Source organism: Bacillus sp. GS3m_15504, assembly GCF_055825275.1.
Genome location: NZ_JBVVNL010000005.1, coordinates 93,489 through 110,032, shown reverse-complemented (window position 1 = coordinate 110,032; position 16,544 = coordinate 93,489). Strand labels below are relative to the sequence as shown.

The window sequence follows — 16,544 nt, the reverse complement described above, 5'->3', positions numbered from 1 at the left end:
TTGATTTTTAATTCATATCGTATATTAATAAGGTTCTTTATATATTTATAAGGAACTTTTTTACGTTTTCCTCTATAAAAAGATTGTATAGTATGGTAATAATAGCTAAAATCGATAATAAAAAAGGAAAGGGGAGAAAAAATGGTCCGAATTGAGTATGATCGATTAGTAGCTGTTTTTTACAGTATAGGGGTTTTGTTATTATTAAAAATTCCAAATGATAATGAATTAATAGGGGAAAAGTTATTCAATCTCTATAAGATTCCGATACATACTTATATGTATATGAATTTTAAAGTTTCAAATATATTGATTGTGTCTCTCATACTACATATAATCGCATTTATATTATTTGCAAAATGGCTAGGGAAAAAGGAATCTAGTCTATTTAAAAAAATGAATAAGATAAAAGTAGTAGGCATTAGTATTTTGATTTTAACGATGCCGTTAATTTTAAATAACATCCTCCAGACATTGAATAAAACATGGTACTACGCAGGAAAAACAGGGATAGAAGCAATAGAATATAAAAAAGATGATAGTCAGTGTAGAATGGAGAAAAATGGAGAGGATATCGAACGAAAATGCATCGTTACTTTAAAAAATTATCGTAATCATTCACAAGCATTAAAAGTAGTTTTGTATGAGGATTCAAAAAGTTATTCAGTACCAAATCCAATCTATTTACAAAAACATGAGACAAAGCAATTCGAATTTCAAATTCCTGTTGTTTATAATAGCGGTATTGGAAAAGATAAAGTTCCGAATATTAAAATGCATTCATTGCATGAAAATGATACGAAATACAATTAATCTGTAAGTGAAAGTTTATGAGTAGGAGCAATAACTTGAAACGATATAGAAAATCAACTTGAATCATCCAACATGCTGCGAGGTAACGGCATATTGGATGATTTTTTATTGTATACCCTTTTACGTATGAAAAGGAGGGATACAAAAGAGAAAATTATCGTAACTATGATGTCCGCTTCTTAATCGAAATGGTATACGACGTTCGCGTGGCTGGACAAGAGCAGTTGAGGAATGAGATTTGCCTTTGTGAGAAATAAATAAAGCATAAGAATAAAGAAACTACATAGAGTTCAATGAAAACAGTTGCAAACTATTCATATTTTGTTATGATAGTGTTACGAAAACGTTTGCATAAAAATTCCGATGGGATGCAAAAGGAGAGAATGACTATGAATAAGACATGGTGGAAAGAAGCGGTTGCTTATCAAATTTATCCACGTAGCTTTATGGATTCAAATGGTGATGGTATTGGAGATTTACAAGGTATTATTGCGAAACTGGATTATTTAAAAGATTTAGGAATAGATGTAATTTGGATTTGTCCAATGTATAAGTCACCTAATGATGATAATGGTTATGACATTAGTGATTATCAAGATATTATGGATGAGTTTGGGGCGATGGAAGACTTTGATGCTTTACTAGATGAAGTTCATAAACGTGATATGAAGCTTATTATTGATTTAGTTATTAATCATACAAGTGATGAACATCCATGGTTTATTGAGTCTCGTTCATCTAAAGACAATCCGAAGCGTGATTGGTATATTTGGCATGATGGTAAAGATGGTGCAGAACCAAACAACTGGGAAAGTATTTTTAATGGTTCGGCATGGGAGTATGATGAAGTAACAGGACAATATTATTTACACTTATTCTCGCGTAAACAACCAGATTTAAACTGGGAGAATAAAGAAGTTCGAGAAGTGCTATACGATACAGTTAATTGGTGGCTTGATAAAGGAATTGATGGTTTCCGAGTAGATGCAATCAGCCATATTAAAAAAGAAGATGGCTTTAAAGATATGCCAAATCCAAAAGGACTAAAGTATGTTCCATCTTTTGATAAACATATGAATGTGGATGGTATTCAACCTTTATTAGAAGAATTAAAAGAAAATACGTTTTCTAAGTACGATATTATGACTGTTGGTGAAGCGAATGGCGTTAAGATTGAAGATGCTGAGCTTTGGGTTGGAGAAGAGCAAGGTAAGTTCAATATGGTATTCCAATTCGAACATTTAAGTTTATGGGATGCAGAAAAGAAGAAAGATCTTGATGTTGTAGGGCTGAAAAAGGTATTAACGAAATGGCAAAAAGGGTTAGAAAATAAAGGATGGAATGCTTTATATATTGAGAATCACGATAAGCCGCGTATCGTTTCAACTTGGGGAGATGATAAACAATATTGGCGTGAAAGTGCGACAGCTTTAGGAGCAATGTATTTCTTTATGCACGGTACACCGTTTATTTATCAAGGACAAGAAATTGGGATGACAAATGTTCAATTCCCAAACATTGAAGATTACGATGATGTAGCAATTAAAAATTTATATCGCGAGAAAATTGCAGAGGGCGTATCCCATCAAGATATGATGGAAATTATATGGGCTTCTTGCCGCGATAATTCACGTACGCCTATGCATTGGGACGATGAGATAAATGCTGGTTTCACAACAGGTACGCCTTGGTTTGGTATGAATCAAAACTACAAAGAAATCAATGTTGCAAAGCAAAAGAATGAAGAGAACTCTATTTTCAATTTCTATAAGAAAATGATTGCCCTGAAAAAAGAGCATGATGTACTGAATTATGGTACGTACGATTTACTTTTAGAAGATGACCCGCAAATTTATGCATATACTCGTACATTAAACGATGAAAAAATAGTCGTAATTAGTAATATCTCAAAAGAGGAAGCTGTGTATAATGAGGATTTGTTTGCACTAGAACGCAAACGTTTGCTTTTAAATAACTATGAAGTTGCGGAACATGAACAATTAACTACAATCACGTTAAAGCCTTATGAAACAAGGGTTTATCGCATTTCATAATAAAAAAGGATGCTCTTAGAGCATCTTTTTTTTATAAAAAAAATAAATTTCTATTGCAAAGTGAAAACGCTTTTATTAAAATAGATTTATGAAAACGGTTGCGTAAAGATAAAAGTAAAGTAACATAAGGAATCGTTTTCATAATAGAAACAGAAATTATAATTTAAATCATTATGTTGTTATAAATAAAGGGGAGGAAGAACAGATGAAAATTACGTCTTTTGATTTTTGGCAAAAGTTCGGGAAAGCATTATTAGTTGTTGTAGCTGTAATGCCAGCAGCTGGTTTAATGATTTCTATCGGTAAGTTAATTGGAATGTCTGCTGGGGATATTAACGCAGTTCATACAATCGCTCGCGTAATGGAAGACATCGGTTGGGCAATTATTACAAATCTACACATCTTATTCGCAGTAGCAATTGGGGGATCTTGGGCGAAAGATCGCGCAGGTGGTGCATTTGCAGCGCTATTAGCATTCGTCTTAACGAATAGAATTACAGGAGCTATATTTGGCGTAAACGCTGAAATGTTAGCGGATTCAAAAGCGAAAGTTTCTTCAGTATTAGCAGGAGATTTAATTGTAAAAGATTACTTTACTTCTGTACTTGGTGCACCAGCATTAAACATGGGAGTTTTCGTAGGGATCATCACAGGTTTCTTAGGAGCTACTTTATATAACAAATATTATAACTATAACAAACTGCCACAGGCATTAGCATTCTTTAACGGAAAACGATTCGTACCATTCGTTGTAATTGTTTGGTCTACAGTAACTGCAATTGTATTATCACTTTTATGGCCATTCATCCAAAGTGGATTAAATGAATTCGGTCGCTGGATCGCAGCTTCAAAAGATAGTGCACCAGTTGTTGCACCATTTGTATATGGAACGTTAGAGCGTTTACTATTACCATTCGGTTTACACCATATGTTAACGATTCCGATGAACTATACAGAGCTAGGTGGAACATATACGATGTTAACTGGCTCGAAAATTGGACAAGTTGTAGCAGGACAAGATCCTTTATGGCTGGCATGGATTACAGATTTAAATAACTTATTAGCAAATGGAGATACAAAAGCATATAACGATCTATTAAATAATGTTGTACCAGCTCGTTTCAAAGCTGGACAAGTTATCGGTTCAACAGCAGCATTAATGGGTATTGCTTTCGCGATGTTCCGTAATGTTGATAAAGAAAAACGTGCAAAATATAAACCAATGTTCTTATCAGCAGCATTAGCAGTATTCTTAACAGGTGTAACAGAACCAATTGAATTCATGTTCATGTTTATTGCTCCAGTATTATATGTTGTATATGCAATTACAACAGGACTTGCATTCGCATTAGCAGATTTAATTAACTTGCGTGTTCACGCATTTGGATTTATTGAGTTAATTACTCGTACACCGATGATGGTGAATGCAGGACTAACTAGAGATTTAATCAATTTCGTTATCGTTTCATTAGTATTCTTCGGTCTGAACTTTACATTATTCAATTTCTTAATTAAAAAGTTCAACTTACCAACACCAGGACGTGCAGGTAACTATATTGATAACGAAGATGAGTCATCAGAAGGAACAGGAAATGTACAAGATGGTTCTTTAGCAACAAAGGTTATTGATTTATTAGGTGGAAAAGAAAATATTGCTGACGTAGATGCTTGTATGACACGTTTACGTGTAACAGTAAAAGATTTAGATGTTGTTGCACCAGAAGCACAGTGGAAACAAAATGGTGCTTTAGGACTTATCGTAAAAGATAAAGGTGTACAAGCAGTATATGGTCCGAAAGCTGACGTATTAAAGTCAGACATTCAAGATATGTTAGGTGCGTAATAATATGAAATTGCTAACTTTAAACTGTCACTCTTGGCAAGAAGAAAATCAAATAGAAAAGATAAAATATCTTGCTAAAGTCATTCAAGAAGAAGAGTACGATGTCATCGCATTGCAAGAAGTAAGTCAGTCGATAGGGGCTAAAAATGTATGCGGTAACAAGAAAGAAGATAATTTTGGACTTTTACTATTAGAAGAGCTAAAAGCGTTACATGTAAAAGATTACAATATTACTTGGGATTTCTCTCATATTGGTTATGATGTGTATGAAGAAGGATTAGCGATTATAACGAAGCATAATGTTGTAAAAGAAGATGCGTTCTTTATTTCAGAAAATAAGGATACAACGTATTGGAAAACACGCAAAATTGTAAGTGCAACAATTGCTTATAATGGTAAGAACATCACGTTTTACTCTTGCCACCTCGGTTGGTGGAATGATGAAGAAGAATCATTTAAAGATCAAGTGAATCGTTTGATGGAGCGTGTAGATAGCAATGAACTTTCCTTCTTAATGGGTGATTTTAATAATAACGCTCGTTTGCAAGGAGAGGGTTATGAATATATGATGCAAGAAGGTTTGTACGACACATATGAATTAGCAATAGAGAAGGATGAAGGAACAACTGTCCAAGGTGAGATTGCTGGTTGGGATGAAAATAAACATAATTTACGAATCGATCTAATATTGTGTAACCGAAGTGAAAAAATTCGTTCTTCAAAAGTCGTTTTTAATGGTACAAACCGAAAAGTAATTTCAGATCATTTCGGTGTAGAAGTACAAGTAGATATATAATAGAAGAAATCCTCACAGATGATGAAAAGCTGTGAGGATTTTTTTGAGGAATACAAGTATTTCCAAGAGAAAATACTTGTATTTTTTATGACATTTCCTATATATTTGTTATTATTGAATGTAAAACCGATTTGGTCATTTTGTATTCATACTTTAACTTACTTCGTTATATAATGTAATAAGTCAAAGGTAATAGGAAAAAATAGTTCGTTTTCGGTTAATCCACGATGTAGAAAGTGATATAATTGCAAAATGTATGTATCATTTTCTAAAGAAGGAAAAATATATAATTAGGTGATAACTTCTATGAAACAAATTTGGCGTATTTATAAGACAGATTTACGGAATGTAGCCAAACATTGGGCTGCAATTGTTATTGTTGTAGGGTTAATGATTTTACCATCGTTATATGCATGGTTTAACATTAAAGCTTCTTGGGATCCGTATGGAAATACAAAAGAGGTTCCCATTGCAGTTTCTAACCAAGATGCAGGCTCTAATTTAAGAGGGAAAGATATTAATATCGGGGACGAGATTGTAGATTCCCTTAAGAAAAACAAAAATCTTGGCTGGAAATTTGTAGATGAAAAACAAGCAATTTACGGAGTTGAACGTGGGGATTACTATGCAAGCATTACAATCCCAAAAGACTTCTCTGAAAAGATTGCAACTGTTCTGGATGAAAATCCACAGAAACCAGAACTTGATTACTATGTAAATGAAAAGGTAAACGCGATTGCACCGAAAATTACAGCAAAAGGTGCATCAGGTATTACAGAAGAAATTAGTAAAAACTTTGTTAAAACAGCGAACGGTGAGATTTTTAAAATCTTCAATGACCTTGGAATCGATTTAGAAACAAACTTACCAAGTATTGAGAAAGTAAAAGATCTTGTATTTAAGTTAGAAGCGCAGTTCCCAGAAATGAATACACTGATGGATAAGGCGTTAGATGATGCGACTCGAGCAGAGGATGTTGTGAAAGTAGCGCAGAAAGAATTGCCGGTTGTAGAGAGTGTTATTAATGATGGTCAGGATACACTTAAGAGCTTAGATGCATTCTTTGCGAGAAACGATGAAACATTGAATCGTGCTCCAGGAACTATTAAGAATAATTTAATCGCAATGCAAACAGGTTTGAATAGTGCGGCGGCGATTACTGATTTCTTAAAAAACCCATCTTTTGATTTCAATATGGCACTTCCAGATCCATCTAAATTCCCAGTATTACCTAATATAACTATTCCACAGATACCAGAATTACCGCAGGTGAATGGTCAATTATATAAAGATATAGCTAAAAATATTGATCAAACTGTAAATAATGTATTCGGCTCAATACGTGTTGGAACAACTTATGCACAGGGAGTTATAAACGGGTTACAAAATGGTAATTTTGATCCAGAAAAAGCGAAACAAGATCTTAACAAGGTTTCTGAGAATCTTCAAGGTCGTGTGGATAGTGTTTCGTATGTAATTGATATCTTTACTAAATTTAAAGAATCCGCACCAACTGATTCTGGAAAAGACTTCTTCCAAAAACGAATAGATAAATTAACGAATCTTAAATCAGCTATCGAAAATGCAAATGGCGGCGTTAAAGATATCGCTAATATTATAGGTACAGGGCAAGAAGTGAAACAAGATGTAAGAGATGCTACTAATCAAAAGTTAAATGCAATAAATAATTTAGTAAACCAAGCGGAGGCAGATTATAATGCGACGTTTGTAGCGGATTTTGAAAAAGCGGTAAGTACGGCTGAACAATTAAAAGATAAAGCTGGAAATGCGCAACAGAATTTAAATCAAGAAATAAAAAAAGTTAACGAGATATTAGACAATGGTAGAGAAGGTTATGATCAGGCTGTAAATAATTACAGCAGATTAAAAACAGAGCTTGAAAAAGCTAGAGAAGACTTAAGTAATAAAGGTGTTAACGGACTAGATTCTACAAAAGTAGCTTTAAATGATTTAAATGGCCAGTTCAAAGCCGGGCTAAATTTAGTTAACGATATGATTCCTGTTATGGAAAATACGAATAAAGTTTTAGCAGATGTAAATAGTGATAAGAACACGAATAACATGATTTCTAATTTGAATAAAATAAAAGATGGTCTTCAAAAAGGAATCGATTTAACTGATAAAGGAATTGACGCTATTAATAAAGGTCAAAAACCAGCGGCAGATGTTATTGAGAGTATTAATAAAGTATCTAAAAATGTTTCGGGTCAAATAGGTGACATCTTAGCTAAATACGATTCAGAAATCGTTCCAAACTTTAATGAAGCAATTGCTCGTACAAAAGAGATGTCTAAAAACACATCTCAAATTTTAAAAGAAGCAGACAAAAAGCTTCCAGATGTTAAAAAATTACTAGAAGATTCATCAAAAGGCTTAGTAGACGGTAGAAAGAAATTAGCAGATATTAAAGCTGAAATGCCAGCTACTGAGAAAAAGATTAAAGAATTAGCAGATAAAATTCGTGATTTTGAATCTGAAGAGGATTTAAAAGACATCATCCGTTTGTTGAAAAACGATGTTGAGAAGCAAAGTGATTACTTTGCAAATCCAGTAAATTTAAAAGAGAATAAATTATTTGCAATGCCGAACTATGGTTCAGCAATGTCACCATTCTATACAGTGCTTGCATTATGGGTAGGCGCATTATTAATGGTTTCATTATTAACAGTAGAAGTACATGAAGAGGGCGCGAATTATAAGAGCCATGAAATTTACTTCGGACGTTTATTAACATTCTTAACGATAGGTCTTTCACAGGCGTTTATCGTATCGATGGGAGATATATTCTTACTCGGTACGTACGTAGTCGATAAGTTCTGGTTTGTATTATTTAGTTTATTTATAGGTGGAGTATTTGTTTGTATCGTGTACTCACTCGTTTCTATTTTCGGAAACGTAGGGAAATCGATGGCGATCATTTTACTTGTACTGCAAGTAGCAGGATCGGGTGGAACATTCCCAATTCAAATGACACCGGCGTTCTTCCAAGCGATTTATCCGTTCTTACCGTTCACATACGCAATTAGTGCAATTCGTGAAACAGTAGGCGGAATGCTGTGGGATATTGTAACGCGAGATTTACTTGTATTAAGTGCTTTCGTAGTAGTTATGATTGTTGCTGCGTTATTATTGAAAACACCAATTAACAAATCAAGTGAAAAATTCGTTGAGAATGCAAAAGGAAGTAAAATCATTCACTAATATAAAAGGTTCCTACCGATAGAGGTAGGAACCTTTTTGTTTAATCAAATTTTAATTTCTTTAATGCTTCTGCGAATGGGTTATTTAATGGTTCTTCTTCTTTTTTCTGCTGTTTCATATATTTTTGAACGTCACGCTTATCAGCTTTGTTTCCAGATTCCTTTTTACGTCTTTCTTGGAATGTGGATAATTTCTCGCGATAGCCACATTTACATGCAAAGATTTGTCCTGCACCTTCACCACGTAATTCTAACTTCTTCTTACACTGAGGGCAACGAGCGTTTGTTGTACGAGATACATTTTTACGATGACCACATTCACGGTCTTGGCAAACGAGCATTTTTCCTTTTTTGCCGTTTACCTCTAGCATTGGTTTCCCGCAATCTGGACAAGACTTTGTTGAAATGTTGTCATGTTTATATTTTTTATCACTCGATTTAATTTCAGAAACAATTTCTTTCGTATAGTTCTTCATTTCGGAAATGAATACTTCTTTTTTCAGTTTACCTTTTGCAATTGCCTCTAGTTTTTGTTCCCACTCACCAGTTAGTGTAGGTGATTTTAACTCTTCTGGTACTAAATCAAGTAACTGACGGCCTTTTGAAGTAATGTGAATATCTTTCCCGCGTTTTTCAATTAAGAATGAATTGAATAGTTTGTCGATAATATCAGCTCGTGTTGCCACAGTACCTAATCCACCAGTTGATTTTAACGTATCAGCAAGTTGTTTATTTTGCGTATCCATATATTTTGTAGGATTTTCCATTGCTGAAAGTAAAGTCGCTTCGTTAAAACGTGCAGGTGCTTTCGTTTGACCTGATGTTTGCATAATTAACTTTACAGTTAATGTATCGCCTTTTTCAATGCGAGGTAAAAGTTGCTCTTTTACGTCATCAGTTACATCATCATCTTCAAAGCGATTTTCATATACTTCTTTCCAACCGGCATGTAAAATTGTCTTTCCGCGTGCAATGAATGTTTCATTGCCGACCTTTGTGCGTAACGTTAGTTGTTCGTATTCGAATGCTGGGAATAAAACAGCTAAGAAACGTTTGACAACTAAATCATAAATTTTACGTTCTTTATCTGTGAAGGCTGAGAAGTTAACGTATCCTTCTGTCGGAATAATTGCGTGGTGATCGCTTACTTTACTATCATCAACAAATGATTTATTAGCCTTGATAGGCTTTTGTAATACTTTATGTGCTAAAGGACGATATTCCCCAACGCCGCACGCCTTTAGACGTTCTGGAAGTGTTCCAACGATATCAGATGAAATGTAACGCGAATCTGTACGAGGGTATGTTAGCACTTTATGTTGTTCATACAATTTCTGCATAATATTCAATGTTTCTTTCGCAGAGTAACCGAACTTTTTATTGGCATCACGTTGCAATTCAGTTAAATCGTAAAGACCAGGAGAGAATGACTTCTTCTGTTTTTTATCAATTTCTAAAACAGTAGCATTATGTTTATCTAAACCTTTTACAATACCATCAATTTTTTCTTTATTAAAACTGCGGCTATTGCCATTTGCATCTTGCCACGTTAGTTTTAATTGATTTGTTGTTTGAGCTTCAATGCCGTAGTAAGTTTGAGCTTTGAAGTTCTTTATTTCATCTTCACGATTAGCGATCATGGCAACAGTAGGTGTTTGCACACGGCCACAGTTAAGTTGGGCATTAAAGCGAGTCGTTAAAGCTCGAGTCGCGTTAAGACCGATATACCAGTCAGCTTCTGAACGTGCGACAGCTGAAGCGTATAAATTGTCATATGCTTTACCTGGTTTTAAATTTGCGAAACCATCTTTAATTGCTTTATCAGTAACAGATGAAATCCATAGACGTTTAATTGGTTTGTTAATTCGAACCTTATCAATAATCCAACGAGCAACCAATTCTCCTTCACGTCCAGCGTCTGTCGCTACAATAATTTCATTTACATCTTTTCTAAGAAGCTGACTTTTTACAGCGTTAAATTGTTTCCCTGTTTGTTTAATAACAGTTAATTTCAAACGCTCAGGTAGCATCGGTAAATCTTCTAAATTCCACTTTTTATATTTCACATCATAGCTTTCTGGATCAGCTAATGTAACAAGATGACCTAAAGCCCAAGTTACAATATATTTACTACCTTCAAGGTAGCCATTTCCTTTTTTATCACACTTCAGTACACGCGCAATATCTCGTGCAACGGAAGGTTTTTCAGCGATTACAACGCTTTTTGCCATATTAAAAACATCCTTTCAAATTTCCATACGTTAACTATAGCATACATCTTCTTGAGATTCAGTTTCGCTCCATATTTGAACGGTTTTTAGTGGAATGAACAAAGTCTCTACTGATTAAAGTTTCATTTTATTATGCTTATTGTTATATAGGTTGCTTCCATATTAAATAGAAAAGTAAAGAACTTGTTATTTTAGTAGAATAAGAGTAGACTTTGAAGTAGATGAATAATAAGCACATGGGAGTTTGTGGATGCAAACTGAGAGTATGACTATTCCGTCATTGACCATTTGAACCTGTTGGATAATGCCAGCGTAGGGAGAGTGTAAAAGCACATGTTCAGGCACTTTGCGTACGCGCAAAGTGCCTTTTTGTGTATCTCCCATCACTATAGTTAGGAGATGAGAAGGATGAATACGAAAGAAATTAGCAAAGTAGTGGATTTGGTGAGAGAATCTAATCCGCTCGTTCATAATATTACAAATGTTGTTGTAACAAATTTTACAGCTAACGGTTTATTAGCATTAGGGGCATCCCCTGTAATGGCGTATGCAAAAGAAGAAGTAGCAGAAATGGCTAGCATTGCTGGAGCGTTAGTATTAAATATGGGGACACTTCGTCCTGACGAGGTAGAAGCGATGTTACTTGCTGGTAAGTCGGCTAATAGGAATGATGTACCGGTACTGTTTGATCCGGTTGGCGCAGGGGCAACTTCGTATCGAACAGAAGTTGCGAGACATATTCCGGCTGAAATCGAATTAGCAATTATTCGCGGAAATGCAGCTGAAATAGCGAACGTTATTAATGAAAAATGGGAAATTAAAGGGGTAGACGCTGGTGCTGGAAATGGTAATGTCGTAAGTATTGCAAAGCAGGCAGCAGATGAACTAAATACAGTTGCGGTGATTACTGGAAAAGAAGATGTTGTTACAGATGGAGAGCGAACTATTGTTATTCGAAATGGTCACTCTATTTTAACGAAAATTACGGGAACTGGTTGTTTACTAACTTCTGTAATAGGAGCATTTGTAGCGGTAGAAAAGGATTATGTAAAGGCTGCAGTAGCGGCATTAACGTTTTATGGTGTAGCCGCGGAACTAGCAGCTGCTAAGACAGTAGAAAAAGGACCTGGTAGTTTCCAAATTGAATTTTTAAATCAGTTAGCCAATACGACTTCGGGTGATATAGAAAAGTATGGGAAGATTGAGGTTATATAGTAAGGAGGGAAAATAAATGTCACGTATTTCAAAGGCAGAAATGTCTAAGTTATTATCAGTATATTTTATTATGGGAAGTAACAATTGTACGAAGGATCCACTGCAAGTATTGAGAGAGGCACTTGAAGGTGGTATAACAATTTTTCAATTTCGTGAAAAGGGAGAAGGGGCTTTAACGGGAGAAGAACGTATTTGTTTCGCAAAAGAATTACAAGCAATTTGTAAGGAATACGGTGTACCATTCATCGTAAATGATGATGTGGAACTAGCCCTCGAGTTAGATGCAGCTGGCGTGCATGTTGGACAAGATGATGAAGGAATTACTTCTGTTCGTGAAAAAATGGGGGATAAAATTGTTGGTGTATCTACCCATACAATTGAAGAAGCACGCTGGGCAATTGAAAACGGAGCTGATTATTTAGGAGTTGGCCCAATTTTTCCGACGAGTACGAAAAAGGATACGAAAGCGGTGCAAGGAACGAAAGGTTTAGCTCATTTTAGAGAGCAAGGAATTACAATACCGATTGTTGGGATTGGTGGCATTTCAATTGAAAATACAGCTTCGGTTATAGAAGCAGGTGCGGATGGTGTTTCCGTTATTTCTGCGATTAGTTTAGCGGAATCTGCCTATGAAAGTACGAAGAAATTAGTAGAGGAAGTAAGTAGGAGTTTGTAGGAAAAGGGAACTTCACAAAAATAGTAAAGAACAGACTGGACAGATAAAGATATTTAAACAAACGTTTGATTAAAAAAGCACAAACCCTTTAAATTTGTAGGTTTGTGCTTTTTCTTTAAAACATAATTGATATTAAGAGCATTCCAATTCCGATAGAAGTGAATGTTGCGATTAGGCCTGGAATCATAAAGCTATGATTTAAAACATATTTACCAATGCCAGTTGTACCAGTACGATCAAAGTTAATGGCAGCAACGATTGTTCCGTAGTTTGGAATGAAGAAATATCCATTTACTGCAGGGAACATCGCGATTAGTAGTGCTGGTGGAATACCGAGTGATAATCCAAGAGGCATTAAAGCGCGTACTGTCGCTGCTTGGCTATATAGTAAAATAGATAGAATGAATAATGCGATGGCAAATAGCCATGGCGCACTTGTTACTAGATGCTGAATTGATCCTTGAATCATATTTAAGTTTCCGTTAAAGAAAGTATCTCCCATCCAAGCGATACCGAAAATAGCAACAACTGCTGTTGCCCCCGCTTTAAAGACGTTACCAGACACGATGCTTTCTACATTTGGTTTACAGAAAATAATAATAAGAGCTGCGATCGTTAACATAACCATTTCAATTGTGTTTGGCATGGAAAGACGGGCTAACTTCCCATCAACTATCCATCCTGGACGAAGTGCTTCAAATGAACCGAGAAGTACGACAAGGAAAGTTCCTACTAAGAAAAGGATAACTGATAATTTAGCGCCTTTTACACCAACAAATTCTTTTTTCTCTTCAATCTTAGGAATCATTCCTTCTTTTAATCGCTTTAAGTATTCAGGGTCTTCATTTAATTCTTTCCCCATTTTGCTAGCAACAAATGCAGCTATCATACAAGCGATGAAAGTAGAAGGGATACTTACTTTTAAAATATCTAATAAGGTGATTTTATAGTCAGCTAACATTGCTAAAAGTGCAACTGTTGCAGCTGATATAGGACTAGCTGTAATTGCTTGTTGGGAAGCAATTACGGCAATTGACATTGGTCGTTCCGGTCTAATTCCAGATTCGCGAGAGACTTCTGCGATAACAGGAAGTACAGAATAAGCAACGTGACCAGTTCCTGCACAAAGTGTAAATAAATAAGTAACAATTGGAGCAAAGAATGTAATGCGTTTTGGATTTTTTCGTAATGCTTTCTCGGCCAGATGAACAAGGTAGTCCATTCCTCCAGCGGCTTGGAGTGCACCAGCAGCTGTAATTACTGCTAAAATCATAAGCATGACATCAATAGGAGGAGCTGTAGGTTGTAAGTGGAAGACGAAAACAAGTATTGCCATACCAACGCCACCCATTACTCCTAGACCAATTCCGCCTAGACGTGCGCCAATAAAAATGCAGAGTAGTAATGTAAGAAATTGTAGCCAAAACATGATAAACTACCTCCGAAATTCATTAGTTAAGATATATTCGAATAATTTAATTTAAAAGAAAATTAAAATAAATATTCAAAACAATCCTTGTGTTATATACATTTTTTATTATATAACACAAGAAATGTAACATTCACGTACTTTGTTAAATTATTTCGAAAAAATAATGCATCCAAATTTTACATTTGTATCTCTAAATAGGTGGACATTTTAATTTTTATGTTGTAATCTTTGATAGAGAATAATGTAATTCTCATAGAACTCCCATATCGTTCAACTCGTTCAGCGAGAAAGGCAAACTGATGGAAACATTAGGACGCAAAACTACAGGAGCTAAGGCCGAAAGGCTACGCTAGCCAGTTACCGGACGGATAGGGTTGGTCTTGACCAATGCTTTTTCATTGGTCTTTTTTTATTTGTAAACAAATGAGAAACCTTATCAGTTGTTGATAAGGTTTCTATTTTAATAGTTTTCCTTTATATTAAGTTAATTAAGAAAGGTGATGTTGATGAAAAAATATTGGCACAAGCTATCATTTCTTCAAAAGAATGTATTGTTAACTGTGTTAGTTATTTTGACGCTTGTTGGTACTATGGGAGCGTTAAGTTTTAACATGTTTCAAAATAGCATGATGTCTATATTTGAAAGGCATTCTTTTGAAACAGGAGATACGGTATTACATAAATTAGACGAAGAAATAGTGAGAGATGTTACAAAAGACCCAGTGGCACAAAGAGAAAAGAGAGAGAAGTTAACAGAGAAATTAGATGAAGCAACGGAAGAATTGAATAGTGTTGGACAAACGTATATTGTTGGAGCAAAAAAAAATGAAAAAGGTGAGTTACTAATCGTCGACTTGTCTACAGACTTAGCAAATGTTGTTGAAGTAAGGCCGGGAGAATATTATAAACAACCAGATCTTTGGATGGAAGCATACGATAAGGTAATGAGCACGAAAAAAGCAAACATGACAGTAGTATATGAAGATCTATTAGGAACATGGGTAACGATATTAGAGCCAATTAAAGATGGAGAAGGAAATATTGTGGCAATTGTTGCAGCCGATGTAGATGCCTCTATTGTTCCTAGTACAAAGGAAAAGTTCATTATACAAGGTTTAATGTTTATTTGTATTTCTGTTTTAATTGCAACTGTTATTCAATTCTTAATTGTACGTAATGCACTTGCTCCATTGCGAGATTTACGTGAAGGATTGCGCAGAGTTGGTGAAGGTGATTTAAATATTAAATTAGAGGAAAGATCAGATGATATTGGTATTATTAATTCTTATTTTAATAATACCATCGAGAAGTTTAAAGGAATTATAGATAAAGTGAAGCAGACAGCAGAACAGGTTTCCTCATCTTCACAAGAATTGTCAGTGAGTACGAAAGAGAATAGTATGGCAGTTCAAGAAATCGTAAGTTCTATGGTTGAGTTAAGAGCTGGCGCTCAGTTACAAGAAACTTCAGTACCACAGTATTTAGGTATTGTATATGAAGTGGAAGATAAGATGGAAGAGATAACGAATGCGGCAAAACAAATGGAGAAAGTGTCTGAAGGTATAGAGCATCATTCAGTTAAAGGAAACGGTGTTACTAAACAGGCAATTAATCAAATGAATATAATACAAAATGCAGTACAAGATTTATCTTCTATCATTTATTCTTTGGAAGTAAGATCAAAAGAAATTAGTGATATTGTAACTGTAATTACAAGTATTTCAAATCAAACTAATTCGCTAGCTTTACACGCTACTATTGAAGCTTCACGTGCTGAGGAAACTGGAGAGGGATTTGCCGTTGTTGCTGATGAAGTGCGTAAATTAGCAGAGCAGATGGAAGCATCAGCAAAAGATATAGCAAATTTAATAAGGGAAACACAAGCTGGTACGGAAGAAGCTGTTGTTTCAATACGAAAAGCTTCAAAAGAAGTAGAATCTGGGATGAAACTTGTTGAAATGAATGGTGCTTTCTTTGAGGAAATTTCAAAATCAGCACAATCTGTTACAAATCAAGTTAGAGTTGTTTCTAGCAATTCAAGTGATATATTGCAAAATAGCCAAAATATTGTTCGTGTTGTAAATGAACTATCACTTATCGCAAATACGTATACAAATAGTAGTAGTAATGTTGAAGAAAGTATGAAAGAACAGGAAATGTCTGTACAAGATATTGCTGAATTAGCCAGTTCTTTAAGCTGGCTTTCACAGGAGTTACAAGAGTTAATTGGGGAGTTCAAAAGTTAAATGAAATGATTATACAT

Annotated in this window: 10 protein-coding genes and 2 riboswitches; of the genes, 8 read left to right on the top strand and 2 right to left on the bottom strand. The window is 34.9% G+C overall.

What is annotated here, in order from left to right; genetic code table 11:
* Nucleotides 1-141 precede the first annotated feature (141 nt).
* From AC0L0O_RS25615 to AC0L0O_RS25595, 5 genes are all read left to right on the top strand, one after another.
* Nucleotides 142-813 carry a hypothetical protein gene (locus tag AC0L0O_RS25615; protein ID WP_000251631.1) on the top strand — a complete coding sequence of 224 codons (672 nt, stop codon included), beginning with the start codon at nt 142-144 and terminating at the stop codon, nt 811-813.
* A 389-nt stretch (nt 814-1,202) separates the two neighbouring features.
* On the top strand, nt 1,203-2,867 hold the full coding sequence (locus AC0L0O_RS25610) for a glycoside hydrolase family 13 protein (RefSeq protein ID WP_375361588.1): 1,665 nt from the start codon (nt 1,203-1,205) through the stop codon (nt 2,865-2,867).
* A gap of 205 nt (nt 2,868-3,072) precedes the next feature.
* Complete coding sequence (locus tag AC0L0O_RS25605; protein ID WP_000705542.1) at nt 3,073-4,710, top strand: PTS transporter subunit IIBC; 1,638 nt, start codon at nt 3,073-3,075, stop codon at nt 4,708-4,710.
* A gap of 4 nt (nt 4,711-4,714) precedes the next feature.
* Nucleotides 4,715-5,506, top strand: a complete 792-nt coding sequence (locus AC0L0O_RS25600; protein WP_000771957.1) for an endonuclease/exonuclease/phosphatase family protein — start codon at nt 4,715-4,717, stop codon at nt 5,504-5,506.
* Between the two features lie 306 nt (nt 5,507-5,812).
* Nucleotides 5,813-8,728 (top strand): YhgE/Pip domain-containing protein, encoded by a 2,916-nt coding sequence (locus AC0L0O_RS25595; RefSeq protein WP_000810128.1) that lies wholly within the window; start codon nt 5,813-5,815, stop codon nt 8,726-8,728.
* A gap of 40 nt (nt 8,729-8,768) precedes the next feature.
* Here the strand turns inward: AC0L0O_RS25595 and topB are convergent, their stop codons facing one another.
* On the bottom strand, nt 8,769-10,958 hold the full coding sequence (gene topB, locus AC0L0O_RS25590) for a DNA topoisomerase III (RefSeq protein ID WP_001140209.1): 2,190 nt from the start codon (nt 10,956-10,958) through the stop codon (nt 8,769-8,771).
* 226 nt (nt 10,959-11,184) lie between these two features.
* A riboswitch (TPP riboswitch) is annotated at nt 11,185-11,294 on the top strand.
* A gap of 72 nt (nt 11,295-11,366) precedes the next feature.
* Here topB and thiM point away from each other — a divergent pair.
* Complete coding sequence (gene thiM / locus AC0L0O_RS25585; RefSeq protein ID WP_001092689.1) at nt 11,367-12,173, top strand: hydroxyethylthiazole kinase; 807 nt, start codon at nt 11,367-11,369, stop codon at nt 12,171-12,173.
* Nucleotides 12,174-12,189: 16 nt separating this feature from the next.
* Entirely contained in the window at nt 12,190-12,849 is a 660-nt protein-coding gene (gene thiE, locus AC0L0O_RS25580) for a thiamine phosphate synthase (RefSeq protein WP_001983807.1), read from the top strand.
* A gap of 115 nt (nt 12,850-12,964) precedes the next feature.
* On the opposite strand, the gene AC0L0O_RS25575 is transcribed toward thiE, so the two are convergent.
* Nucleotides 12,965-14,278, bottom strand: a complete 1,314-nt coding sequence (locus tag AC0L0O_RS25575; protein ID WP_000498690.1) for an anaerobic C4-dicarboxylate transporter family protein — start codon at nt 14,276-14,278, stop codon at nt 12,965-12,967.
* A 283-nt stretch (nt 14,279-14,561) separates the two neighbouring features.
* Nucleotides 14,562-14,646: riboswitch (cyclic di-GMP riboswitch) on the top strand.
* A gap of 141 nt (nt 14,647-14,787) precedes the next feature.
* Between AC0L0O_RS25575 and AC0L0O_RS25570 the strand changes: the two genes are divergently transcribed.
* Nucleotides 14,788-16,527, top strand: coding sequence for a methyl-accepting chemotaxis protein (locus AC0L0O_RS25570; RefSeq protein ID WP_000761101.1), 1,740 nt, complete (start codon nt 14,788-14,790; stop codon nt 16,525-16,527).
* The last annotated feature ends 17 nt before the right edge of the window (nt 16,528-16,544 follow it).

What these genes read in the sequence shown, in the direction of transcription:
- thiM (WP_001092689.1), top strand. Translation starts at nt 11,367, where the DNA reads ATGAATACGAAAGAAATTAGCAAAGTAGTGGATTTGGTGAGAGAATCT.
- AC0L0O_RS25600 (WP_000771957.1), top strand. Translation starts at nt 4,715, where the DNA reads ATGAAATTGCTAACTTTAAACTGTCACTCTTGGCAAGAAGAAAATCAA.
- AC0L0O_RS25615 (WP_000251631.1), top strand. Translation starts at nt 142, where the DNA reads ATGGTCCGAATTGAGTATGATCGATTAGTAGCTGTTTTTTACAGTATA.
- AC0L0O_RS25575 (WP_000498690.1), bottom strand. Translation starts at nt 14,278, where the DNA reads ATGTTTTGGCTACAATTTCTTACATTACTACTCTGCATTTTTATTGGC.
- AC0L0O_RS25610 (WP_375361588.1), top strand. Translation starts at nt 1,203, where the DNA reads ATGAATAAGACATGGTGGAAAGAAGCGGTTGCTTATCAAATTTATCCA.
- thiE (WP_001983807.1), top strand. Translation starts at nt 12,190, where the DNA reads ATGTCACGTATTTCAAAGGCAGAAATGTCTAAGTTATTATCAGTATAT.
- topB (WP_001140209.1), bottom strand. Translation starts at nt 10,958, where the DNA reads ATGGCAAAAAGCGTTGTAATCGCTGAAAAACCTTCCGTTGCACGAGAT.
- AC0L0O_RS25570 (WP_000761101.1), top strand. Translation starts at nt 14,788, where the DNA reads ATGAAAAAATATTGGCACAAGCTATCATTTCTTCAAAAGAATGTATTG.
- AC0L0O_RS25605 (WP_000705542.1), top strand. Translation starts at nt 3,073, where the DNA reads ATGAAAATTACGTCTTTTGATTTTTGGCAAAAGTTCGGGAAAGCATTA.
- AC0L0O_RS25595 (WP_000810128.1), top strand. Translation starts at nt 5,813, where the DNA reads ATGAAACAAATTTGGCGTATTTATAAGACAGATTTACGGAATGTAGCC.